Origin of the sequence: Lysinibacillus contaminans (assembly GCF_001278945.1) — a bacterium.
GTDB lineage: Bacteria > Bacillota > Bacilli > Bacillales_A > Planococcaceae > Lysinibacillus > Lysinibacillus contaminans.
The window spans coordinates 1,762,416-1,788,269 of record NZ_LGRV01000003.1 but is presented as its reverse complement, the minus strand read 5'-3'; the positions used below and the strand labels follow the sequence as shown (position 1 = coordinate 1,788,269).

The 25,854-nt window shown below is 36.6% G+C and carries 21 protein-coding genes; 13 read left to right on the top strand and 8 right to left on the bottom strand.

Annotated features, from left to right (window positions below; all coding sequences use genetic code 11):
* Nucleotides 1-97 precede the first annotated feature (97 nt).
* Nucleotides 98-1,300: an NAD(P)-dependent malic enzyme gene (locus AEA09_RS10925; protein WP_053583866.1), complete on the top strand. Its 1,203-nt coding sequence runs from the start codon at nt 98-100 to the stop codon at nt 1,298-1,300.
* A 160-nt stretch (nt 1,301-1,460) separates the two neighbouring features.
* On the opposite strand, the gene AEA09_RS10920 is transcribed toward AEA09_RS10925, so the two are convergent.
* The 3 genes from AEA09_RS10920 to gdhA form a co-directional block, all read right to left on the bottom strand.
* Nucleotides 1,461-2,114, bottom strand: a complete 654-nt coding sequence (locus tag AEA09_RS10920; protein WP_053583865.1) for a YIP1 family protein — start codon at nt 2,112-2,114, stop codon at nt 1,461-1,463.
* 118 nt (nt 2,115-2,232) lie between these two features.
* Nucleotides 2,233-2,919, bottom strand: coding sequence for a phosphoribosylaminoimidazolesuccinocarboxamide synthase (locus tag AEA09_RS10915; protein ID WP_053583864.1), 687 nt, complete (start codon nt 2,917-2,919; stop codon nt 2,233-2,235).
* 190 nt (nt 2,920-3,109) lie between these two features.
* Nucleotides 3,110-4,483, bottom strand: coding sequence for an NADP-specific glutamate dehydrogenase (gene gdhA, locus AEA09_RS10910; protein WP_053583863.1), 1,374 nt, complete (start codon nt 4,481-4,483; stop codon nt 3,110-3,112).
* Between the two features lie 186 nt (nt 4,484-4,669).
* On the opposite strand from gdhA, the gene AEA09_RS10905 reads away from it, so the two are divergent.
* Together AEA09_RS10905 and AEA09_RS10900 are read left to right on the top strand one after the other, a co-directional pair.
* On the top strand, nt 4,670-5,143 hold the full coding sequence (locus AEA09_RS10905; RefSeq protein WP_053583862.1) for a YaiI/YqxD family protein: 474 nt from the start codon (nt 4,670-4,672) through the stop codon (nt 5,141-5,143).
* On the top strand, nt 5,133-6,449 hold the full coding sequence (locus AEA09_RS10900; RefSeq protein ID WP_053583861.1) for a D-serine ammonia-lyase: 1,317 nt from the start codon (nt 5,133-5,135) through the stop codon (nt 6,447-6,449). The genes AEA09_RS10905 and AEA09_RS10900 overlap by 11 nt, the downstream gene beginning before the upstream one ends.
* 577 nt (nt 6,450-7,026) lie before the next feature.
* Here the strand turns inward: AEA09_RS10900 and cysK are convergent.
* Nucleotides 7,027-7,962, bottom strand: a complete 936-nt coding sequence (cysK, locus tag AEA09_RS10895; protein WP_053583860.1) for a cysteine synthase A — start codon at nt 7,960-7,962, stop codon at nt 7,027-7,029.
* 208 nt (nt 7,963-8,170) lie between these two features.
* Between cysK and AEA09_RS10890 the strand changes: the two genes are divergently transcribed.
* Nucleotides 8,171-8,488: a thioredoxin family protein gene (locus AEA09_RS10890; protein WP_053583859.1), complete on the top strand. Its 318-nt coding sequence runs from the start codon at nt 8,171-8,173 to the stop codon at nt 8,486-8,488.
* A gap of 540 nt (nt 8,489-9,028) precedes the next feature.
* Here AEA09_RS10890 and AEA09_RS10885 read toward each other — a convergent pair.
* Entirely contained in the window at nt 9,029-10,531 is a 1,503-nt protein-coding gene (locus AEA09_RS10885; RefSeq protein ID WP_053583858.1) for a 4-hydroxyphenylacetate 3-hydroxylase family protein, read from the bottom strand.
* A gap of 78 nt (nt 10,532-10,609) precedes the next feature.
* Entirely contained in the window at nt 10,610-11,242 is a 633-nt protein-coding gene (locus tag AEA09_RS10880; RefSeq protein ID WP_053583857.1) for a TetR/AcrR family transcriptional regulator, read from the bottom strand.
* Nucleotides 11,243-11,451: 209 nt separating this feature from the next.
* Here AEA09_RS10880 and AEA09_RS10875 point away from each other — a divergent pair, with 209 nt between their 5' ends.
* The 6 genes from AEA09_RS10875 (at nt 11,452) to AEA09_RS10850 (ending at nt 20,468) form a co-directional block, all read left to right on the top strand.
* Nucleotides 11,452-12,069 carry an MATE family efflux transporter gene (locus AEA09_RS10875; RefSeq protein WP_053583856.1) on the top strand — a complete coding sequence of 206 codons (618 nt, stop codon included), beginning with the start codon at nt 11,452-11,454 and terminating at the stop codon, nt 12,067-12,069.
* A 499-nt stretch (nt 12,070-12,568) separates the two neighbouring features.
* Complete coding sequence (gene isdC / locus AEA09_RS10870; RefSeq protein ID WP_281176745.1) at nt 12,569-13,222, top strand: heme uptake protein IsdC; 654 nt, start codon at nt 12,569-12,571, stop codon at nt 13,220-13,222.
* A gap of 108 nt (nt 13,223-13,330) precedes the next feature.
* The gene (gene isdE / locus AEA09_RS10865; protein WP_425411984.1) at nt 13,331-14,224 is read left to right on the top strand and encodes a heme ABC transporter substrate-binding protein IsdE; all 894 of its coding nucleotides are present in this window, start codon (nt 13,331-13,333) and stop codon (nt 14,222-14,224) included.
* A gap of 21 nt (nt 14,225-14,245) precedes the next feature.
* Nucleotides 14,246-15,214 carry a FecCD family ABC transporter permease gene (locus AEA09_RS10860; RefSeq protein WP_053583853.1) on the top strand — a complete coding sequence of 323 codons (969 nt, stop codon included), beginning with the start codon at nt 14,246-14,248 and terminating at the stop codon, nt 15,212-15,214.
* Nucleotides 15,215-15,229: 15 nt separating this feature from the next.
* The gene (locus AEA09_RS10855) at nt 15,230-16,000 is read left to right on the top strand and encodes an ABC transporter ATP-binding protein (RefSeq protein WP_053583852.1); all 771 of its coding nucleotides are present in this window, start codon (nt 15,230-15,232) and stop codon (nt 15,998-16,000) included.
* Between the two features lie 448 nt (nt 16,001-16,448).
* Entirely contained in the window at nt 16,449-20,468 is a 4,020-nt protein-coding gene (locus AEA09_RS10850) for an NEAT domain-containing protein (protein ID WP_053583851.1), read from the top strand.
* 492 nt (nt 20,469-20,960) lie between these two features.
* Here AEA09_RS10850 and AEA09_RS10845 read toward each other — a convergent pair whose 3' ends face one another.
* Entirely contained in the window at nt 20,961-21,287 is a 327-nt protein-coding gene (locus AEA09_RS10845; RefSeq protein WP_053583850.1) for an antibiotic biosynthesis monooxygenase, read from the bottom strand.
* 210 nt (nt 21,288-21,497) lie between these two features.
* On the opposite strand from AEA09_RS10845, the gene AEA09_RS10840 reads away from it, so the two are divergent.
* The 3 genes from AEA09_RS10840 to AEA09_RS10830 are packed head-to-tail and all read left to right on the top strand — an operon-like array spanning nt 21,498 to nt 24,308.
* On the top strand, nt 21,498-22,481 hold the full coding sequence (locus AEA09_RS10840) for an ABC transporter substrate-binding protein (protein WP_053583849.1): 984 nt from the start codon (nt 21,498-21,500) through the stop codon (nt 22,479-22,481).
* 23 nt (nt 22,482-22,504) lie between these two features.
* Complete coding sequence (locus AEA09_RS10835; RefSeq protein WP_053583848.1) at nt 22,505-23,533, top strand: FecCD family ABC transporter permease; 1,029 nt, start codon at nt 22,505-22,507, stop codon at nt 23,531-23,533.
* On the top strand, nt 23,520-24,308 hold the full coding sequence (locus AEA09_RS10830) for an ABC transporter ATP-binding protein (protein ID WP_053583847.1): 789 nt from the start codon (nt 23,520-23,522) through the stop codon (nt 24,306-24,308). The genes AEA09_RS10835 and AEA09_RS10830 overlap by 14 nt, the downstream gene beginning before the upstream one ends.
* A 373-nt stretch (nt 24,309-24,681) precedes the next feature.
* Here the strand turns inward: AEA09_RS10830 and AEA09_RS10825 are convergent, their stop codons facing one another.
* Complete coding sequence (locus tag AEA09_RS10825) at nt 24,682-25,839, bottom strand: pyridoxal-phosphate-dependent aminotransferase family protein (RefSeq protein ID WP_053583846.1); 1,158 nt, start codon at nt 25,837-25,839, stop codon at nt 24,682-24,684.
* Between the last annotated feature and the right edge of the window lie 15 nt (nt 25,840-25,854).

The window sequence follows — 25,854 nt, the reverse complement described above, 5'->3', positions numbered from 1 at the left end:
ATTTAAACGGATTTTTTGTTGACTATGTTTTCACAAAGTATTATGATTCTAAAATATAAACACGAAAGTAAATTTCACAGGAAAAGGATGGGATTGAATGGACATTATGAAAAAGGCGTTAGATATGCATGCATATTATAATGGGAAGTTAGAGGTTATTTCGAAGGTGCCTGTACAGGATGCATATGATTTGAGTTTAGCCTATTCACCTGGAGTAGCAGCACCGTGTGTGGAAATTGAAAAAAACCCATCCCTTGTGTATGACTACACGATGAAGGGCAATATGGTGGCAATTGTTTCGGACGGTACAGCAGTTTTAGGTTTAGGGGATATTGGGCCAAAAGCAGCACTACCAGTTATGGAAGGAAAAGCGATTTTATTAAAGCGCTTTGCCAATGTTGATGCATTTCCAATTTGTTTAGATACAAAAAGTACAGATGAAATCGTCAGCATTGTGAAGGCGCTTGCCCCTACGTTTGGTGCGATCAACTTAGAAGATATTTCTGCTCCACGTTGCTTTGAAATCGAAGATCGCCTGCGCCAAGAATGTGATATTCCTGTATTCCATGATGACCAGCACGGCACGGCAATCGTGGTAGGTGCGGGGATGATTAATGCAAATCGTATCGTGAAAAAAGATATTGAAACGATGAAAATTGTTATTAACGGTGCGGGTGCTGCTGGTATTGCGATTTTACGAATTCTTGTGCAAATGGGTTATAAAAACATTTATATGTGCGATACAAAAGGCATCATTTATGAAGGCCGTGCAGAAGGCATGAACCCGATTAAAGAAGCAGTCGCGCATTTAACGAATCCAGAAAAACAACACGGTACACTTGAAGATGCTTTAGTAGGAGCTGATGTCTTTATCGGTGTTTCTGTCGCAAATTTATTGACACAAGCACATATTGAGTCCATGAATGAAGACCCTATTGTTTTTGCTCTAGCAAATCCAAACCCTGAAATTACGTATGAAAATGCGAAGGCATGGGGCGTACGTATTATGGGTACAGGACGTTCTGATTATCCAAACCAAATTAATAATGTGCTTGCTTTCCCAGGTATTTTCCGCGGAGCACTTGATGTACGTGCTACTGATATTAATGAAGCGATGAAATTGGCTGCTGTTGAGGCAATTGCATCACTAGTAAGCGATGAGGAATTATCAGAAGAATTCATCGTGCCAAAATCATTTGATGAACGCGTTGTAGAAATTGTTTCACGTGCAGTTAGTGGTGCGGCGGTTGAGTCTGGCGTATCAGAGCTATTCCAACAAACAACATCTGTTTCGGTTTAATATCTTTCATCGACAAGAAAGCGAGTAGCCAATAACATGCTTGATGTGGAGCATAAAATTTAGAGTCAAATAAAAAACTCCCCTTATTGTGAACTGCACCCCAATTGTTAGACACAATCTAACAATTGGAGGTGCAGTTCATATTGAGAGGGGAGTTTTTTTATAACATACCAATACTAATTAATGTAATAATCATGAATAAAACAACAATAATAGTAATGAAAACAACTAGTAAAATAGAAGGGATAAATACTGTGAAGAATGCTTTCCAATTTGAAATTTGATGAGCTTCAGCTACTGCAGCTACTGTAATTACAAAGGACCAAATACTGATTATAATCGTCGCTAGTGTAGTTAGCCAGAAAATCCACGGTGTTGGCCCTATATAGTCGGCAATTAGTAAGGATTCTGGAGAAACATACAGCCAAATTAAATAAAAAGGAATCAGTGCAATATATGGAATAGCAGTTAAACTCAACGCCTTAAATAATTCAGAGAATGTAGCGGTTCCTTTGAAAAGCTTACCGAACAGCCATGTAGCACATGTGAAAATAGCAGAACCGAATAAACCAGCAATCGGTGCAAGAAAAATACATAATAGAATGATTAACCAAACAGGTAAACCGATTTCCATGACATTAGATAATAATACCCCAATGTTGCTGATTGATAAGATAAGAATTACATAACCTATTGATTTTACATCAATCATGTAACGAGCAGTTTTCTTTGGGTGTAACCAAACCGATGTAAACGGATTTAGTTTAACTGTCTGCTGTTCATCTTTTTGATGCAGATCACTAAAATTGTCCAATAAAAAACCTCCATAAAATAAAATAAGACCATGATGCGTATAATCATTATAACGTATGAAATTTATAAAGTTTCAAAAATAAAAAAGAGCCATATTAATTGGCTCTTTTCAGCTTATTTTAGTCAGCAAGCATGATTTTTTCAAGTTCTAAAGGCTCTATGTACTCGTCACCTTTGTAAGCGCGCATGTTACCACCAGAAATTTCATCGATTAATAAAATTTCGTTTGTTTTTGCATCGCGGCCAAATTCTAACTTAATATCGTATAGTGTTAAACCTTTTTTCGCTAGTTCAGCGCCTACGAATTTAGAAATTTCGATCGTACGTTGTTTTAAGATTGCATATTCTTCATGAGTAAGTAAGTTTAACATGGCTAAAGCATCTTCAGAAATAGGGGGGTCTAGGCGTTCGTCATCTTTAATTGTAACTTCAACGAAAGAATCCAATGCTTGACCTTCTTGTACGTAAGCACCGTAGCGACGTAGGAAAGAACCTACTGCTTTGAAACGGCAAATTACTTCTAAACCTTTACCGAATACAGTAGCGGGTTTGACAGTCATTGTAGCGTCGTCGAAGTTTGCATCTACGTAGTGAGTTGGAACCCCTTGTTCATTTAGTTTTGAGTAGAAATAAGAAGTTAAACGAAGACCTGCAAGTCCAGCGCCGTCGATTGTTAAGCCAACAGTATTAGCACCTGGGTCAAAAACGCCGTTTTCACCAGTAACATCATCTTTGAATTTTAATAAGTAATGTCCATCTTCTAATTTAAATACATCTTTCGTTTTACCTGTATACAATAATTCCACAATTAACCCTCCAATATTTCGAAATACATCAGTATTATAACACGAATGTTTAAAATAATTAATAACTAAAATGTTCGTTTTTAACGAATATATAACGTTTTTTTCTATAAAAAATAGCAAAATTGAAGATGATGACGAATGTTCGCCATCATCTAAGTGGAATTAAGAAATCTATTCTATAAAGGGGATTTTAATATACGCCTTCAGATAGCATACCATTTGCAACTTTTACAAAGCCAGCGATGTTAGCACCAACCACAAGGTTACCCGGGTAGCCATATTTGTCAGCAGCAGCTTTGCTTTCAGAATAAATGTTTTTCATAATTTGGTTTAATTTAGCGTCTACTTCTTCGAATGTCCAATATACACGGCTTGAATTTTGCGCCATTTCAAGAGCAGATACTGCTACACCACCAGCATTAGCAGCTTTACCAGGACCAAATAATATGCCAGCATCTAAGAATTCGTTGATTGCTTCAAGGTCAGATGGCATGTTTGCACCTTCACCGATTGCTTTAACGCCGTTAGCGAGTAAAGTACGAGCAGAATCGCCATCGATTTCATTTTGTGTAGCACATGGAAGTGCGATATCACATGGAATTGTCCAGATTCCTGTGCAACCTTCAGTGAAAGAAGCATTTGGACGATAGTTTAAGTAAGTAGAAATGCGATCGCCTTTAACTTCTTTGATTTCTTTAATCGCATCAAGGTCTAAACCTTCAGCGTCGTAGATATAGCCTGAAGAATCCGAACATGCTACAACTTTTGCACCGTATTGTTGTGCCTTTTCGATAGCGTAAGTTGATACGTTACCAGAGCCAGATACAACCACTGTTTTGCCTTCGAATGAGTCATTTGCGTCTTTTAACATTTCATTTACGAAGTATACAGTACCGTAGCCTGTCGCTTCTTTACGAGCTAATGAACCACCATAAACAGGTTTTTTACCTGTTAATACACCAGCTTCATGTGCTTTTGTTAAACGTTTATATTGTCCCCAAAGATAGCCAATTTCACGTGCCCCAACACCGATGTCGCCAGCAGGAACATCGACATCTGGACCTAGATAGCTGTATAATTCAGTCATGAACGCTTGACAGAAACGCATGATTTCTGCATCTGATTTGCCTTTCGGATCGAAGTTAGAACCACCTTTACCACCACCAATTGGTTGGCCAGTTAAAGCGTTTTTGAAAATTTGTTCGAAACCTAGGAATTTAATGATTGATTCGTTTACTGTAGGATGGAAACGTAGACCACCTTTGTAAGGACCCATTACATTGCTATACTGTACGCGGTATCCACGATTTACTTGTACTTGATTTTGATCATCTTGCCATGCTACACGGAAAGAAATAATGCGGTCTGGCTCAACGATACGTGAAAGGATATTTGCTTTAATATATTCAGGATGTTGTACGAACACAGGCACTAGTGAAAGGAAGATTTCTTCAGCAGCTTGTAAAAATTCTGCTTGGTGACTATTTTGTTTTTTCAGTTGTTCAAATACGCCATCTACGTATTCTTTTGCTAATTGCTCGTTGCTTACAGTTGTTGTTGTCATAATGAAAACCTCCAAATGTTTGATAGGTGTATCGTATATCTATTTTTCTTACTATTCAATAAAATACTTTTTCCAAAGACCGAAAGTTTGTGAAAAATTGAGCAAGAGGAGCATGGAAATTATTATAATGATATAATATGTGGATGTGTGATTGATCTAATTATGAGAAAGGAATGATGCTTTATTGTGAAGGTATTAATAGACGCTGATGCCTGTCCAGTCGTGGATTTGTCGCTATCTGTATCATCTGAGTTTGAGATTGAAACGATCTTGTTTTGCGATACATCACACCGTATTGAACGTGATAATGTAATAACAATTATGGTTCCGAAGGGTCCAGATTCGGTTGATTTCACGCTAGTGAACGCGCTTTCAAAACACGATATTGTCATTACACAGGATTATGGTTTAGCTGCCATGGTTTTGGCGCGTGGAGGGTATCCAATCGATCAAAATGGGCGGGAAATGACACATGAAAACATCGAACGTTTGCTCGATATGAGACATGTTGGACAGAAAATACGGCGTGCAGGTGGACGTACGAAAGGTCCGAAAAAACGAACACAAGAAAACAATATTGCGTTCGAATTGAATTTTCGACAAATTTGTGAACGAGCTATTTTAGCGCAAAAAATGGAGGAATCAACAGATGGAAAATGAACTAAAACACGAACTATTTAAGCTACATCCGATGCTGAAAAAAATAACAAATAAAGATACTATCTTTTGGGAAAATACAAAATGGATGAAAAAGGCGAAAACTGATCTCTTTTCGATGGAAGAAGTAGATGATGCGGAAGAAACGCTTAAACGCTTTTCTTCCTATTTAAAAGTAGCATTTCCAGAACTTGAAGAAAGTGACGGTTTTATAGAATCATCTATTCAAGCGATACCAAATATGAAAGTGGCACTTGAAAAAGAGTTTGGGACATCGATTGCTGGCCAATTCATCTTGAAATGCGATTACGCATTACCAATCTCAGGCTCTATTAAAGCACGAGGCGGCATTTATGAAGTGCTCAAGCATGCGGAACGTCTTGCCATTGCAAATAGTTTGCTCAAAAAAGAGGATGATTATGCTGTTTTAGCAACGGAAAAGTTACGTGCGTTCTTCCAACAGTATACGATTGCCGTAGGTTCTACAGGGAATTTAGGCTTAAGTATCGGCATTATGGGCAAGAAACTCGGCTTTAATGTCGTTGTACATATGTCGAGTGACGCGAAGGAATGGAAAAAAGCACTGCTTCGTGAAAAAGGTGCAACGGTTATTGAATATGAAGCTGATTATAGTGTAGCTGTTGAAAATGGTCGTAAGGAAGCTGAACAAGATCCGATGTGCCATTTTATTGATGATGAGAACTCTAAAGACTTATTTTCGGGTTATGCAGTGGCAGCAAAGCGTTTAAAAGTTCAATTTGAAAAGGCGAACATTCTAGTCGATGAAGCGCATCCATTGTTCGTTTATTTACCATGTGGCGTTGGTGGGGGACCTGGTGGGGTAGCGTATGGTTTACGTGAAATTTTCGGCGAACACGTCCATATTTTCTTTGCCGAACCAGTGGCATCTCCTTGTATGACGATTGGGCTGATGACAGATTTGCATGATGAAATTAGCGTAGAAGATATCGGCTTAGATAATAAAACGGAAGCAGATGGTCTAGCAGTAGGTCGCGCTTCTAAATTCGTTGGGAAAGTTATGGAAACGTACATTAGCGGATGTTATACAGTGAAAGATGAGGAATTATTCACTTCACTAGGATTAGCTATGGAGTCAGAGGGACTATTTTTAGAGCCATCTGCACATGCGGGTATGTTCGGGCCTATTCAATTGATGAAAAATGGTCAAAGTTATTTGGAAAAGCATAACTTAGCGGACAAAATGGAACATGCGACACATCTTATTTGGGCAACAGGTGGGAGTATGGTGCCACAAGAGATGCGAGAGGAGTATTTGAAAAAGGCATGAAGATTGCATTAAATGCTTCCATATAGATAAATTTTGATGATAAAAACCCTTCACTTACCACTAGTGAAAATGAGCGTGCTGCTCTATGACGACTGGTGGAATAGTGGAGGGTATTTTCATGCAGGATTTTTAAATTGAACATCAGTCATTAGTGAAAATAATGACAAAAATACAAGCTGTTTTCTCAAAGGTTATTGTTACATAGGATTTAACTAAAGCGACCAAATTTAAAAGAGTCTTTCGATTAATCTCACTAAATATTGTTGTTACTTATCATCTTCAATTATTGTTGATAATATGAGTTCGCTAAGTGATTCATCTGTTTCAAAACAAATTTTGTGTTGTAGATAGCATTCCTAGAACAAGAATACTTAACTCAAACTTCACACAGTGAAATTAGCAAATAAGCCTTGAAATAATTGGGCAGGTGGCAATCCATTGCTTCGATTCGGTGTTTATAGCCAGAAAAATGATTGTTAGAACACTCACTTTTTGAATGGTATGTGCACTCAAGAACGTAACATTCGGCGCCACGCAAACCTTGAGTGATTGATAATTTTCATAAAAACGCCCTAACTTATTTAGAAACGCCAAACAACCCGTCCATACTTAAGTAACGCTCACCGCTATCAGGAGCAATGCAAAGAACCCGTTTGCCAGGACCTAACTCGCGAGCTTTTTGAATCGCTGTCCATACGGCTGCCCCTGAAGAAGGCCCCACTAAAATCCCTTCTAATCTCGCTAAATCACGTGTTGTTTGCAATGCATTTTCATCTGATACTTGTACAATTTCATCATAAACATCCGTATTTAAAATAGAGGGAATGAATCCTGGACTTGTGCCTACGAGTTTATGTTGGCCCGGTTGTCCGCCTGAGAGGACCGGGGAACCCTTTGGCTCAACAACAATCACTTCTAGATTAGGTAATGCTTCTTTCAATACCTCACCAGTTCCAGTAATTGTACCGCCTGTTCCAGCAGTAGCAACAAAGACATCTAATCGTCCCTCTGTTTGTTTAAGAATTTCTGGCGCAGTTGTTATTCGATGAATTGCTGGATTGGCTGGATTTTCGAATTGTTGCGGAACAAAACTGTTTTCTATTTGATTATGTAATTCAAGCGCTTTTTTTACAGCTCCCGACATTTTTTCGACAGCGGGTGTTAAAATAACTTGAGCACCATAAGCCTTTAATAAGGATATTCGTTCTTGCGTCATATTATCAGGCATAACAAATATCGCTTTATATCCTTTAGCGGCCGCATTCATTGCTAGCCCTATACCTGTATTACCACTAGTGGGCTCAATAATCGTAGCACCTTTTCCGATGAATCCTTGACGCTCAGCTTCTTGTATTAAAGAGTAGGCTGCACGATCTTTTACGCTACCACTTGGATTAAAATACTCCAATTTAACGAGTACTTCTGAATACGTTTCATCTATAAGACGATTTAAGCGAACAACTGGTGTATTTCCAACCAATTCTAGTATTGAATTATACAATTTGTTTTTCATCTAATCACTTCCAATGTATTATTTTACTCAACTAAATGACAACTCTTTCAAGTAAGAATAAAACTATTCTTACTTGTTTACAAAGAATTTGAACTTGTTTGTTAGAATGTTGCATCTATTTCGTTTGTAAATTCGTGAAATAATAAATATCATTTTTTTGTAATATGGTATTATTAGAAAAAAAAACAGATATGAAGGAGATTTTTAAATGGAAAATTTACAATCGATTGAGCAATTTGAAGAACTAAAAAAAGGTGAGCATACGATATTTGTTTTTTCAGCAGATTGGTGTGTAGATTGTCGTGTCATTGATCCTATATTACCGGCAATAGAAGAAAAGTATGCCGATTATCATTTTGTTAAAATTGATCGCGATCAATTCATCGATCTGTGTATCGAGTTAGATGTATATGGTATTCCAAGCTTTCTTGCATATGCAAAAGGTAAAGAAGTTGGCCGATTTGTGAGTAAGGATCGCAAAACTCAGCAAGAAATCGAAGCGTTTATTGATGGATTAAAAGCATGATGTACTGAGGAATTTATTCACAGTGAATATGCTAAAGAGCACTGAAATATTTAACTTCATAAAAAAGGCAATCTCAATATGTTATGACAGGGTGGTTTTATAGATTTTTGCTGAAGTGAAAATATTTAAGGAAGAGCATGCGACTTATAACAAAGATCTATAACAATAACTCATAACACAGTTATAGCCCGGAGTTATAAGTTATTGTTATAAGTTAGAAATTGTTAAAACTCATTTACAGTAATGCTACTGCTTACTTTAATAGCTTTATAGAGTTTCAAGCCGGAATTCATTGGTAGTCGTTTAATATGAACTGGGGGCGCGTATTTTTTAAGTTATGAATCTTATGTAAATAGGGATGATGTATATGAATTTAAATCATGTGCATCAACTCTTATTGGTTTAGTCACGCAACATCAGTATGAAAAGGCGTAAGGTAAATTTTGAATTTACCTTACGCCTTTTGCGCCAGTTTCCCTTAGCCAAAATACCATCTGTTCTTCCCTTAGCGTGACATTTTCTCTCAATAACGATTTCTAGCTAACATTCCTGTTCACTGAGCTCGTCATTTAAACATGTAACACACTCTTTACACGTGCCTTCAATTTTAGCAAAACACTTCAGCTTATGAAGGATATGCTCCTTTTGACTTTCAAAATCATAATTACGAACGGTTGACATACGCATAGCCTCTGGTGAACCACCGCCATGAAGACTTATGACAGAATAGAAGCCACCTTCTTTAGAGGCTGTTAAATCTTCAATAAAGCGTGCCATTTGGATACGTTCATTTGCTGTGACACCGTGCTTACCGCCTAAGTAATGGTTAATTAATTCACCCGACTCTGGTAGCGCCATATCTTCTGCTGTTGGTGCCGTTACGACGATGCCACCACTAATCTCATGTGCGATTCTAAAAATATCATAAATTTGCTCTGCTAGCATCCATTTCCCGATATTAGATTGAACTGCGTTCGGTACATAGTTGCCCGCCACGGTTTGATGACCATAAACCGCTGCGGCTACCCCTGTTGCAAAAAAGCCTTCTGTAATGCGAATGAGTTCGGCCATGCTTCTACGGATGTGACTGACTTCGTTATGAGGAGCACCGTTATACTCGGACATCAAGGCAGAGGCACCAATAATCATATCGCCAAGTCCAGCACGCGCGCCAATACAGGATTGACGATGATGGTTGGCAAAGGCTTCTGCTAATTTACCTGTGTATTCCCATTCACCACATAAGAACACTTTATCCCATGGAATGAAGACATCATTAAAAATCACAAGGGCGGTTGATTGGCCGTAATTGGAGCTAAAAGGAGCTTCTGCGTCATCCGGTCTACCTGCTGGCTTCGCAATCATTCGAAGGCCTGGTGCATCCACACGTACTGCAAAAGATACGGCATAATCCACATCTTCTTGTTGCATGGCACGGGTTGGCAGCACGATCAATTCATGCATATAGGGTGCGCCTGTGATGTTCGCTTTGGCCCCGCGCACGACAATACCTTTCTGATTTTTTTCCACAACACGTACATATAAATCTGGATTCTCTTGTTGGTGAGGTCGTTTGCTGCGATCACCTTTTGGGTCTGTCACAGCCGCACCACAGGTTAAATCATGTTTTTGAACATGGTCGAGATACCCCTTTAATACGGAAAAATGATCGGTGTTCTTTTCAGCATCCATCATCGCTGTAATTTCAGCTAAAGCACCCAGGGCATCATGCATAAGATAACGCTGTCCGCACCCCGTCCATTTACAGATTAAGCGTGTTGCCTCAAGCTTTTTTAACAAATCGTCTTTGCTAAAATCAAGTGCATTCATACGATTGATTTTCGTGCCATCTGGCAAAGTTGCGAGCATGATATCTTTGTGTTTCTCCATATGCGCTAGTTCATACGTGACGGCAACTGCGTTAATTCCTGGTTTAAATAATGGCTCATCCGCAACACTGGTTACCTTTTTCCCCTTCACCTGTATATCAGGGTGATACGCTCTTAAACTCTCAACATACTCCATCCCATTCATGAGTTTCATCTTTAAATTGCTCCTCTCAATTATATTGAAGAATTAAAAACTGACTAGTCAGTCGGTTTTTGGTTGTAAAAGAACCCTTTAGGTAAAAAGAGTTTCTAATAGGTCAATTCTTGTCGCTATATATTGTTCTAGGGTGAATTTTTTGGATAAGGACCATCTTCTGAAGGCCCACATTTGCGATTGGACGAGAATATCTTCTGCTATTAGAGGTACTGATTCCTGTGAAACCTTAAAAACGCCTGAATTGATTCCCCTTTGAATTTGTTTCTCGAGATGATTGCAAAGCCTTTGTTCTCTTTGAAGGAACGACCTTCTTGCCTCTTTATCTAAGGATGCTGTTTCTTGATACATTAAGACAACATTATCTGAAACTTGATCCACAATCTCGAAAAGAGCAGTAATATCTTTCTCGATCGCTTTCATAGGAGTAGAGTTCTCTGATGTAACGGCATATAAAGCTTCTTCAATTAATGAATGAATATGGCAGCACACCAGATACAAAATATCTTGTTTAGTTTTTACATATTGAAACATGGTCCCAACATTCATTCCTGATGCTTCCGCTATTTCCTTTGTTGTTGTTGCATGATAGCCTTTCTCTGAAAAAATCATAACGGCTGCATTGATGATTTCAGCTCTTCTCTCCTCAACCCGTTTCGGATTTTTTACTGAAGTCGCTACGATGTATTCTTCTGTGTGTGTTCCGCTCATTTTAATCCCTCTTTACTGTGAACTGAAGCTTTTTAGAAAAAACTAACTGAATAGTCAGTTTTTAAAATTATATATATAATTTCTGTTTTTGTAAATCTATTAGTGAAATTCATATTATTAACATAGGGTGTGTTCTCAAAGATTGTTGCTCCATAAGATCGTAAATAAAAACAGAGTTTTCTCCTTTTACGAGGTTGGATGCAAATATTATGAAAAAAATGTTTAGTATGAATCGTGATTTCTTCATTCGTACAATCTGTTTAGTAACGACTTTTACATTATTCACTTCCTTAAGCTCAAAGTTAGGCGTATCGGTTTTAGCAGCAAACACAATTCTATTTCAAATGCATCTGATTTTTGCCTATATTTTTGATGGATTAGCGAATGCATCTAGTATTTTAATTGGCAACGCTAAAGGGAAAAAAGATTTGGCGTTATATCAACAAACGATGAAGCTCTCTTTTCATTGGAATTTAGGTATCTCCATCGGACTCGGATTGTTCTTCGTATTGTTTGATGAAAAACTCTTACAATATTTCACGAATATTGATGAGGTATTGGCGCTGGCAATCGATTATAGTATTTGGATTGCCATTTATCCGTTAGTGGGCTTTTGGGGTTTAATTTTAAATGGTGTGTTTACAGGGGCAACGGATTTTGCACCGATTCGCAATTCTTTAGTGTACGCACTGCTCATATTTTTAATCGCAACATGGTTGTTTATTATGGTTAGCATTTACTTTATTTTCTCTAGGCCGTTCTGTTTTCTTAGGGATGTATACAGGAAAACTAAAACGTACTTTTATAGAGTGATAGTCTTAGATTGAAGATGCTTTGTCTCATTTACATCGGATAAAGAAACAAGATCATATAATTTAAAACCTATTCATTTTATTTTGTTTTAATAATATAGACAATCTCTCAAAACATGCTGAGGCTTGGCTTTTACCATTGCGCTACTACATGTGAAAGAGCCTTTATGTACAATATGTTATTATTATTGCTTCTTATCTAGTTAACTTAAAGAACCATATATATTAAGGTGTTAATCAGTTAAATTTATTCTATACTTTTTTTCAATCCTACTTATAAATTGAATTTTTTATAGAAAAAGACCTTTAAGAGGGAGACGGTTTTGTTTAGGAAAAATAATGTATTTTATATTAGTATTGACAAATTAATTTATACATACTATCATTTAGATGTATTGATAATGATTATCAATATCAATACATCGAACACGCAGAATAAAAAGGGATATATACTAATATCCCTTTTTATTTATAAAGTGTTGAGAATGTTTATCAATTAAAAGGGGGTTCTACTATCAAAAAGTTATTTTTAGTTTCAATGTTAGTAGCATTATTATCAATTTTAGTTACACCAAATTTAAACGCTTCTGCTGCACTTGCAGATGGAAAGTACACAATCAATTATCAAGTGAATAAACCAGATTCTTCATCTGCTTCAATGGCAAATGATTATTTTTTGAAACCTGGGACAATTATTGTTAAAAATGGCTCTTCGGTAATACAGCTGAAGCTGAAAAATAGTTCGTGGATGACGAAATTTGAATCTAGCACAGGTGGTAATAAAGTTATTAGTGAAAATAAGGCAGAGGATACACGTATCGTCCAATTTGCACTTCCTACATATACATCACCGACTGCTGTTACTATGAAGGTGGATATTGATGACTTAAATTATCATCATGAATACACAGTAGATTTTGTATGGGATGCGGCGTCATTGAAAAATGAAGATGGTAGTGCAGTTGTAGCTCCAACAGTAAAGAATGATAGTAACACGGATATAGAAACAGATAATACTGGTGAAACAAATACTTCGTCAGTTAAAGAAAAGGTATCAAATCCTCAAACAAATGATACTTTTCCACTTGTTATACTTTTATTATTCTGTGTTAGTGGATTTATATTATTTAATTTTAAAAAACGCATGAAGGAAGAAGAAATCATTTAAAATATTTCGGAAGCACCCACATCTACTTAACTTAGGTAGGAGCAGGGTGTTTTTTAAAAGGAGTGAGCAGACATTAAGAAGATAAAAGATACGAAAATATTTAATAGATTGTTACAGATAGTAGGGCTATGTAGTCTTATTATCATTCTTTCAGCATGCAGTAATTCAATTAGGGAAAATGAAAATAAGGCAGAAGAAAAAAATAATGAAAGCAATACAGCAGTTCAAGATGAAAATCGAATAATTCCAACGACAGTTGCAGTTACTCAAATTTTAGATGCACTGAATTTAGATGCTATTGCTATTCCTACAACTGGATATGATTTACCAGAACGATACAAAAAATTACCTGAAATCGGTAATCCAATGTCTCCGGATATGGAGATTGTAAAATCTCTGAATCCAACAGAGGTTTTATCAGTGACAACATTGGAGGCAGATTTGAAAAAGACATTCGAGGAAGTTGGTATCAATGCTTCATTTGTGAATTTACAAAGTATTGATAATATGAAAGCTGCCATTTTAGAGATAGGTGATAAATACGATCGTACTACGGAGGCAACTAAGCTAGTGTCGGAGCTTGAAGGAAAGATTTCAGCCATCCGATTGAAAGCAGAATCGCATGAATCACCAAAAGTTTTAATTTTACTAGGTATTCCAGGTAGCTATTTGGTGGCAACAGAAAATTCATATATTGGAGACTTAGTGAGAATGGCTGGAGGTCAAAATGTGATGATCGGTCAAGAGCCTGAGTATTTACCGTCTAATACGGAATTTTTACAACAAAGCAATCCAGATATTATTATTCGTTTGTCACATGGTATGCCCGAACAAGTTGTGGAAATGTTTGATGAGGAATTTGTTACAAATGATATTTGGAAGCATTTTGACGCAGTGAAAAATAAACGTGTGTATGATGTGGAGGAACCACTATTTGGAACAACAGCAACGCTTGCTGTTCCTCAAGCACTAGAAGAACTTATTAACATTATGTATCCATAATGAGAAATGTAGAGGACTCAGATGAATAAAAAAGTAAGTAGTTTTTTAGTTGTAAGCATATTACTTTTAGTGGTTATTATATATTCTGCAATTACAGGATCCGTCAAAATGGGGATGATGGAATTTATTAGAGCTTTTTTTGGTGAAGATAATCAAAATTACTCAGTTATTAAAGATTTACGGTTCCCACGGATTATTGTCGCTTTGTTTGCTGGGGCAGCATTATCAGTTGCCGGCGTATTATTACAGGCAGTTATGCGTAATCCATTAGCTGATGCGGGTGTAATTGGTATTTCAGCAGGGGCATCGTTTGTACAATTATTTGTCATTACATTATTTCCAATGATGTTTTTCTTTACACCATTATTAGCTTTTTTTGGAGGAGCAATTGCTTGTTTTTTAGTATTTATGTTGTCATGGAAGTCAGGCTTAAATCCTTTGAAAATTATTTTAGTAGGTATTGCTATTAATGCAATGTTTACGGGTCTAACGGAAGCATTTGTTACGTTATGTAGTTATATGAATGTAATGGTTGGTGGTGTAGGGGGTTCTAATTTGTCGATGCGTACTTGGAGTGATGTACGTTTAATATCATTTTACGGTGTGATTGGTTTACTAGCTTCTCTAATAGTAGCTTCCTGGTGTAATTTATTGACTTTGCAAGACAAAACGGCAAAGAGTTTAGGCTTTAACGTAACACGTGCACGACTGATTATTGCTGCAATAGCGGTATTACTTGCTGCTATTTCAACTGCTACAGCAGGGGTTATTGCATTTGTCGGGTTATTAATTCCGCATATTTCAAGAAGGTTAGTAGGTTCTGATCATAAATGGTTGATTCCATTTACAGCATTAGCAGGCGCCTTGCTGATTTTGACTGCAGATACGTTAGGCAGAATATTAGTTTCACCGTTAGAAATTCCAGCGTCGACAATAATGGCTATAATTGGTGGGCCGTTCTTAATCTTCTTAATTCGAAAAGATAAATAAAGAGAGGTGAGTGCATTGAAGGTTTCTCAAATTGAACTGTCTTATGATCAAAAGAAAAATCATTTAGATGGGGTTACGACAAGTCTTGAAAAGGGGAAAATCACGACGATTATTGGCCCGAATGGTTGTGGTAAATCTACATTACTAAGTGTTATTTCACGTAATAATGCGCCACAACAAGGGTCAGTAACGTTAGAACAGAAGGATATCATGGCATACAAGGCGAAGGAATTTGCGAAAAAACTGGCCATTGTATATCAACAAAATACGGTGCCTCAAGATATCACGATTGAAAAACTAGTTGCTTATGGACGAGTACCACATCAACAATTGATGAAAAAAAATGCTGAAGAAGATGAGGAGGCAGTAAATTGGGCACTTACAGCTACGAATTTAATGCAAAAACGCACATGTAAATTGGAGGCATTATCGGGTGGTGAACGTCAGCGTGTTTGGATTGCCATGGCACTTGCACAAAAATCGTCCATCCTTTGTCTAGATGAGCCTACAACATATTTAGACATTTTTTATCAAATTGAACTGTTGGAGCTAGTGAAGAAATTAAACGAAGAAAACTCTTTGACTATTGTCATGGTGTTGCACGATATTAATCAAGCAATCAAATATAGTGATCATATCATTTTGATGAAAGACGGTAAAATATTATGTGAAGGCTCACCGATAGAAACAGTAACAGTGGACCGTGTGAAAGAAGTGTATGGTGTAGAGGTCATCATTGAAACGCATGAAAGTGCTGGTACGTATATGGTTCCAGTAAGTATTTAGAGATATGACGTATGGAAATAGTAGGGGGGATACCTTGAATTTATTTGAGCTAAACTACTAATAGTATATATACACATTTAGTGACTTTTCGATGTCCATACTTTTGTTTGAGATTATTGACATTAAAAAGAAAATAAAATTAAAAGAACTTTAGAAGGGAATATTCTTTACTAAAGCTCTTTTTTCACATTATAAAATTTTGTCTTTATTGACAATTAAAGTGCGTAGGTTATAATAAATGAGAATGAGAATCATAATCAATTAAAGAGGGAGCTATACTTTGGAACATCCATGTAAGTAATAGATGTTTTATCTTTTATTTTTTAATTGATAATGAGAATCATAATCATTCTAGTTTGGTGCAGTACTAGTATGATTGTTTAATACATAAAGGAAGGAGGTACGTACAGGTTAGGTCAAGATAAGAAAAAACTCAGGAGGTAAGGCAGTGAAGAAATTTTTACAATATGTAGTAATGGTTATGCTAATTTTAGGCACGATTTTACCAAGCCTTGGAATGGAAGTAAAGGCAGCGGAGAATACCGATGCAAGCTGTACAATTGACTATTCAGCAAATATCAAAATTCTAGACGAGTCACAAACAAAAGATTCAATGATGAATACCTATGTAAAAAAGGAAGCTACTGTTAAACAAGAAAATGGTCAATATACAGTAGATATTACAGTACCAAAAGCTAATGCAACTTGGTACCAGGGTTTTCAGGTTGAATCAGATGGCAACTTACAAAATGCTATTAAAATAGTACAAAACGCTGCTGGTGATGATGTTTACACATTTGTAGTCGATCAATATGAGGAAACAATAAAAGCATGGGTTGATGTTTATATTGATTTTATAAATTACGACCATGATTATATTGTTTACCTAGATATTACAGATGTTGTGGAAAATAACCGCGTGTGTGAAGAAGTACCAGAAGTAGAAGTACCAGACGTAGAAGTACCGGAAGTAGAAGTACCAGACGTAGAAGTACCGGAAGTAGAAGTACCAGAAGTAGAAGTGCCAGAACAACCAGCAGAAACAAGCTGTACAATTGACTATTCAGCAAATATCAAAATTCTAGACGAGTCACAAACAAAAGATTCAATGATGAATACCTATGTTCAAAAGGAAGCTACTGTTAAACAAGAAAATGGTCAATATACAGTAGATATTACAGTCCCACAAGCTTATACAACGTGGTACCAAGACTTTAAGGTTGAATCAGGTGGCGAATTAAAAGAAGCTACTAAAAAAACGACAAACGATGCTGGTGATGATATTTACACATTTGTAGTCGATCAATATGAGGAGACAATACAAGCATGGGTTGATGTTTACATTCCATTTATATCATACGACCATGACTATATTGTTTATCTAGATATTACAGATGTTACGGAAACTAATCGTGTGTGTGAAGAAGCATCAGAAGTTCCAGAACAACCAGAAGAAAATACAGATGAAGTTATCACAGAAAATGTTCCTTTCACATTTTTAACAGATAATAAGTCATATGATACGTATTTTAAAAGCTATATTAACTATGCTAATTTAGCCACTGTTGGTGAAGAAAAATATGCATATATTAAACTAACAGGTCACACATATGCATTTACTACACTAAAAGTAGGCAATGAAAACGGAGAAGACGTAAAAATCGTAAGCTCTGAAGGAGAAGGAAATTCATTAGTACGCGTCATAAAAATAAAATTAGACGCTGATTTAAAGGCTACAGTAATTATGTCAGGTGAAAAATATGCAGCAACACCGTTTACATTTGATTTTGCACCGGTAGAGGAAACAGTTGTAAATTCACCTGAGCATTTCAACACAAACAATCAAGTAATTGAGTTCGGACTGACTCCTGTCAATGTTGGTGCACCTGCTCATACAGTAATCGCATCACGTTTAGGACAAGCATATGCAACAAAAACTGCAGACAATAAAATTGCTGTAACAATGAATTTAGTTGTAAATGATTCGATGAAGGGCTTTGCTGTACAACAAGGAAATGTAACAGTTGCAGAATGGACAGCAGGAAGCGCTAGAAGTGTAATTACAGCTAAAAATGTAATTACATTTACAGTAGATTCATTTGAAAATTTAGCTTTCAAATTAACAACTGAACGAAATGGAATTGCTTCAACAATGAGTACGACAGTAGCAAAAGTGCTATTAACAGGCGAAATTGCGAAGCAAGAAGAGAATGGATCAGAAGGAAATACCAACGGCAGTGAATCAGGTTCTGGGGAGAACAATAATAATTCAAATACCGATGGCAATAACAATTCTAACACTGAAAACACAGAACAATCAACTAATGGGCTGCATTCAGTGAACATTTCGTTCTTAAATGAATCTGGTACTGGAATTTCTATGATGAACACGTATGTAAATAGTCAGGCATATGTTGTGAAAAATGGTTCTTCATATCAAGTTCAATTAACACTTAAAAATAGTTCATGGATTACTGGATTTACAGTAAATGGCGCAACACCTAGAACGATAAGTGACAAAAATGATGTGAGAGTAGTTCAATTTACAGTACCGAGTTTAGCTGCGCTTCAAAATGCGTGGGTAAAAGTAGATATTGCGGATATTAATTATCATCATGATTATAATATTCTTTTAAAATTTGATGAAGCTTCACTTTCAAAGATAAGTGATAGTACAACTTTCCCGAGTGCAGATGGTTCAACTAATGGTGGTTCAACGCCATCAACTAATGGATTACATTCAGTGAACATTTCGTTCTTAAATGAATCGGGTACTGGAATTTCTATGATGAACACGTATGTAAATAGTCAGGCATATGTTGTGAAAAATGGCTCATCATATCAAGTTCAATTAACATTAAAAAATAGTTCATGGATTACTGGATTTACAGTGAATGTCGCAACACCAAGTGTAATTAGCGATAAAAATGATGTACGAGTAGTTCAATTTACAGTATCGAGTTTAGCTGCGCTTCAAAACGCGTGGGTAAAAGTAGATATTGCGGATCTTAACTATCATCATGACTATAATATTCTTTTAAAATTTGATGAAGCTTCACTTTCAAAGATAAGTGATAGCACAACGTTCCCGAGTAATGACGGTTCAAATAATAACGGAACAAATATAGAAGGGGTTACAGGAAACTTTAATCAAGAAGGAATAGTTAGATTTGCATTTGCTCAGAATGCAAAAGAAATAGCGGTATTCCTACAAAAGGCAAAAACAGTATTTGAAGGTAACAAATATAAAGTTACTCTTTCATTAAATATTGTAAATAAATTACAAGGATTTATTGTGAAACAGAATGGTAAAGAAATTGCAAAATGGTCTAATAATGTAGCTTCATTAGTACCTGTTGCGAATGGAAAAACAGCAACACTTTCATTTGAAGTTGATACATTAGATAACCTTGTTTTTGAAGCAGTAACGACTGATAAGACAATTTCCACAAATGTAACAGCAACTACGACAAATGTAACAACAACTACGACAAATGAAAAGAATTCACGTCAGTCAATTACGTATAAAATGCAGGCTGATCCAAATGGTCAAATGGCTGAATTTATTACGAACTACTTAGCACCATACTTCACGAAAGCAGAATTAGTTACGATTGACGGTAAACGTTATATCGAAATGACGCTAATTGGTAAAGCTTATGGCTTTGCGACTCTTGCTTACATTGATGGAAATGGTAAGCAACAAAATATTGAAATTATTAGTTCTAAAGGTGAAAAAATGGATCAAGTACGTGTTGTTCGTCTGCCTTTAGTTCAAGATAGCAATGGCGTAACTAAAATCTTCGTAGATTCAGGGGATTTAGGTTATGGGGCGTACACATTATTCTTTACGTTTGATGTGCCTGTTCTAGAGGAAGAAACAAATAAACCTACTAGTCCTACTAAACCTAGTATTATCGATAACCCTTTTACAGATATCGATAATATATTCAGTAAGGATGAAATTTTAGTTTTATACGCTGCTGGGATTACAACAGGTACGACAGCAACAACATTTAGCCCGAATAAAAATATAACTCGTGCACAATTTGCAGTGATGATTGCTCGAGCTCTAAATATTAAAGCAAATAAAGAAACTGCGTTTACGGATGTTAAAGGTAAGTGGTATGAAAATGAAGTACAAGCACTTGCAGAGGTCGGTATTGTAACGGGTGTAAATGCAAAAACATTTAACCCAACGGCAAATATTACACGTCAGCAAGCGGCTGCAATGATAGTACGTATGCTTGAATACAAAGGCTATAAAGTAACAGTTGATGAAAATGCTTTATCATACAAAGATGCAAGCAAAGTATTTGACTATGCAAAGCAAGCAGTATCAGAGTTACAAGCACTAGACATTATGACAGGGTCTAATGGCTATTTAAACCCACAAAATAATTTAACACGTGCACAAATGGCGAAAATTTTAAAACGATCATTAGAATTAGTAGATTTAATCGATTAATAATTAAAGAATAGTAAAAATCGGATGAGGTGACTAAGCTTTCTTGTGTTCCTGTAAGGTATTCAGTTCAAGCTATTCCCACAGGATTCTCGTCGCCTCATCCAATAGAGAAAAATGCAATTCAAGTTTAAATTGAATTGCATTTTTATACTTTTTGAATAGCCCAGTTTTTTTGTGCATTTGGAAAAAAGCCTAGAAAAGTACACTTCTATTTAAGTGTGTACTTTTCTAGGCTAAGTTTATGGAAAGAGCATGTCAGAAATTAATTTATTTTACCTCTGTGAAGAGGAAGCGCTCTGAATTAAAAAAGAAAATTTTAAAAGCGTTCTTAGATGAATCGAGTTAGGTTTTTCGCTTGTAAACTCGATGAAAAATAACGTCTGAGAACGCATAGTTATTATTCTAGTATTATTACTTTTTGTGTAATGAATCCCAAAGATTGATTTAGGGATTGGAACATCTTCCACCTTTTAAGAGATCCATGCTCTTAAATTACTTTACTAAAGTAGCAACAAGTTCAGAAATAACAACTCGGTTACTGATAATTGGAGAAGATCCGCTGTTTTCTTTGTTACCAGCCTCTTCACGGCTGTGTAATTTTTTAAAGTCATCAGATACGCGCCAAGCGTTGAAGTGTTCGATTGTATCCCAGAACATCATAACGTTCATTTCATCGTGATCTTCTGGTTCTGAGCAAACGTTTACTTCAACTTTATTAAATCCTTCCCAGTTCAATAAAGCTTCATCAGAGATGAATAATGGTGCCATTTTTTGACCGAATCCTTTTTTTATTAAAAAACGGTTTGTAACTGTAATCATTTATATTTTCCCCTTTATAATTCAATTTAATTGATATTGATTTTCATTATCAATTAAAACATACATTATTTGGTTATGCAATACAAAATTAATAAGAACGGAAATAAAAACGTTTGTTGACAATCAATCTTATTTAAAATAGAATCATAAACAGCTTCGTGAGAATGATTATCATTTTCAATTTAAATAAAAAAGAAGGTTGGTAGTAAAATGAAAAAGTTTAAGTTTTTATTAGTAGGTGCGTTAGCATTATCATTAGCAGCATGTGGGGAGGAAAGTAAAACTGATGATGCAAATGCTTCAACAGAACAGGTGGAAATAGAACAAAAAGAACAAGCAAAAGTTGAAACAGTGGGTGCGTTAACATTAGTAGATGACCTAGGAAATAAGATTGAGTTTGAGGCAACACCAGGTTCAGTCGCAACGTTAAACCCAGGAATGATGGATATTTTACTTGAGTTAGGCGCAAACGTTACTGGTCGACCTACGATTACATCAGATATGGATGCAGAAGTAGAAGCTATTCAAGAGATCGGTAACCCGCATGAACCATCTTTTGAGCAAATTGCTGCATTAAATGCGGAAATGCTTATTGTACCACCAAGCTTCCAGCGGTTTGCTGCTACCGTAGAAGCAACAGGTACGAAAATAATCTATTCAAACATGAATTCGGTAGATGATATTAAAACAACGATTGAAAAGTATGGAGTGTTATTTAATAACACAGCGACAGCAGAGAAACTAGTTGCGCAAATTGATTCGAAAATTGCAGAAAGTGCAACAGAATCAACGTTAGACGCTTTAATCGTATATGGTGCACCAGGGACATATTTAGCAGCACTTGAAAATTCGTTATACGGAGATATTTTAAATAAAGCAGGTGGTAAAAATATCGCAGCCGATTTGCCAGCGACAGATAAATACCCAACTTATGCGAATTTAAGTGTTGAGAAAATTGTTGAGCGTAACCCAAAAGTAATTATGCTGATTACGCACGCTAACCCTGCTTCGGTAAAAGAAGGGTTTGAAAAACAAATGAAAGAAAATGCTGCTTGGAAAAATTTAGATGCGGTAAAAAATAATCAAATTATTATTTTACCAGCGGATTTGTTTGACAATCCTGGTACGCAAGTAGTAGAAGCAATCGACTATATGCGTGGAGTATTAAAGACAGCTGAAGAAGCAGTTAAATAATTTTTTATAGTGAGGAAGTAGCGATGACAGAAGAAGAGAAAAAATATGCGCACCCTCTTGCTAAAAAACGAAGAATGATCCTAATTGTGTTACCGATACTCTTATTAATTGTAAGTGTCGGTAGCCTTATGATGGGGCAAGTTTCGTTTACAGTAAGTGAAGTGTTTAGTGGGATTTTTAGTACGGAAGATACAATGGCACGACGAATAGTATGGGAAATCCGTATGCCTCGTATAATAACGGGCATCATTGTTGGGGTTTGTTTGGCTATTGCAGGTTCGATTTTACAAGGGGTTATGCAAAATCCATTAGCTGATCCAGGAGTTATTGGGATTACTTCTGGCGCTGGAGTTATGGCCGTAGCAGTTATGGTTGTATTTCCTGGCTATATTTTATATCTACCTATTGCTGCTTTTTTAGGCGCTTTTGTAGCTGCAATGATTGTGTATTCATTATCGGTGAAAAAAGGTGGTACATCCCCAATGCGAATTATTTTAGTAGGGGTAGCCGTCAACGCGATTTGTGGAGCGGGAACAAATGCACTAATGATTCTCTATAGTGATCGTGTACAATCTGTACTGCCATGGTTGTCTGGAGGTTTAACAGGTGTTGGTTGGGTGCAATTTGATATGATTATTTATTATGTCATTATAGCAATTATATTATCGATTTATGCCATCAAACATATTCGTATAATGCGTCTTGGAGATGAAATGGCGAGACTTTTAGGACACAATGTTGAACGCAGCCGATTCTTTTTAATCGTATTAAGCACGTTACTAGCAGGGATTGCAGTAAGTGTTGCTGGTTTAATAGGTTTTGTTGGTTTAGTTGTACCGCATATTTTAAGACTGATTATTGGTGGAGATTATAAGTATTTAATACCAGCTTCGGCCTTGGGTGGGGGCTTGCTTGTTGTGTTTGCTGATGCAATTGCGAGAACTGTATTCGATCCTATTGAGGTTCCTGTCGGGATTTTACTAGCATTTTTTGGAGGACCGTATTTCCTATATTTAATACATAGAAAGGGGAATTCCATTGCTGCGAATTGAGCACATTAATTATCAACATGATTTCACCAATTTCCAGTTAGATGATATTAACTTGGAAATCAATGAGGGAGAAGTTGTTAGTTTAATAGGACCGAATGGCTCAGGTAAATCAACATTATTACGAGTGATTTCACGTCTTGTTAAACCGAATCGTGGGACAGTATATTTAGACGGGCAAAACATTCGTGAGATGAAGTCTAAAGAAGTGGCTAAAACACTAACGATGCTCCCACAAATGAATAATTATCAACTAGATTTAACTGTGCGTGAGCTAGTAGAGTTTGGGCGTCATCCGCATAGCGGTGGAAAAATGGTCCTATCAAAAGAGGATATAGAGATTGTCGATTGGGCAATTGAAGTAACTGGATTAACACACTTGCAAAATCGGGTATTACCTTCGATGTCTGGAGGAGAACGCCAACGTGCCTGGATTGCAATGACTGTAGCACAGCATCCAAAAGTGTTGCTACTAGATGAACCAACAACGTATTTAGATATTGCACACCAATTAGAAGTGATGGAACTCGTAAAAGAGTTAAATCATAAATACAATATGACAGTTATTATGGTGCTACATGATATTAACCAAGCTGCACAAAATAGCGAGCGTCTGATTGTACTAAAGAAAGGAAAAATACATTATGATGGTTTACCACATTGTGTATTATGTAAAGAAATGTTCCAATCAATTTTTGAAATTGATGCTGAAATTTATATGCAAGGCGGATATCCGGTCTTTACTCCGATAAAACTGTGCTCAACGCCATGTAAATGATGATAGTCTCCTCTTGAGAAGGAAGCCTTTGTAATTCATAATAAGAGGTCATTCACTCCACCAATCGGTCTTGACGGTGGTGAAGTTCTTGCTCTAGCTGTTCAGTGAATTGTTCTTCTATTACTTGATAAAATGGTGGAAACTAAGCATCTTGTGTCGGCAACTGGGAGAAGTCCCAACATAAATGCCAACGAGCATAAAAAAACACAAGCAAGCTGAATGAAATCAGCTTGCTTGTGTTTTGACTTTCTAGAAATTCTTATATATTACGGTAAATGTGCACATATTGCCAAGAGTGGCCAAAGTATCGCTGATAACCTCTATCTTAGGAGCAAATTCATTGGTTCAACTTACATCGAATGACCATCATCAATTATTTGCGTTGTGCAGCCAAAAATACTTCATGTGCTGCGCGTACACCTGCACCTGGTTCAAAATTATAAGAGAAGTCTTGCAGACCAGCTTCCATTAATGAAACAGCTTGTAATACGTCGCTTGGGAAGCAATAGCCCATATGGCCAAATCTGAATACTTTCCCTTGTAAATGCCCGAGTGCACCAGCAAAATCTAAATGATACTGCTGTTTTAGATGCGTCAAGAAATCGCCTAGTACAATTCCTTCTGGCGCCATGATGGCTGTAATAGTAGGTGAAGCGTGCTCATCATCTGTCAAAAGTCCGATATTGAGTGCTTTCATCGCACTGCGCACCATGTTTTTCATCAGTTCATGACGTGAAACAGTTTTGGCAAAGCCTCCTTCTTCCTCAATCAGCTTACACACCTCGTTCAGTCCATAAATAAGCGTGATAGCAGGGGTATTTGGAGTCATGCCTTTTTCTGCCCAGCTACGATAGCTTTGTAAGTTTAAGTAATAAGATGGCGCTTTATTTTCTTCAATTACTTTCCACGCTCTGTCACTCACGCTAACAAGAGAAAGGCCAGGAGGAAGCATCATAGCTTTTTGAGAACCAGTAACGAGAATGTCAATTCCCCATGCATCCATTTCAGCAGGTGCACCGCCAATGCAACTTACCCCGTCAACGATCAATAATGCATCTGTTTCGTTACGAACAACTTGTGCTAACTCAGCAATCGGGTTTAAAATCCCTGTTGAAGTTTCACAGTAAGTGACAAAAACAGCTTTAATATTTGTTAATGGCTTTAAAAATTGTTGTAATTCCTCAGCCGTACATGCCTGTCCCCATTCTTTTTCAAGCTTATGTACGTTAAAGCCATATTTTTCACAAATAGAAACAAAGTAATCACCAAACGCCCCAACTGTAATGACTACAACATCTTCACCAGCAGAAACGGTATTAACCGCTGCAGCTTCTAAAGCAGCTGTACCACCAGAAGGGAGCAGTAAAATATCCTGTTTTGTCCCGAAAATAGGTTTCACAAGTTCAGTCGTTTCACGGTATAGCTCAACAAATTCATTGCTTCGATGGCTATAGATATCCTGATTCATAGCAAGCTGAACTTTTTTTGGAATAGGCGTCGGCCCCGGATGTCTTAGAACATTTTCATACATAAATAATCGATCCCC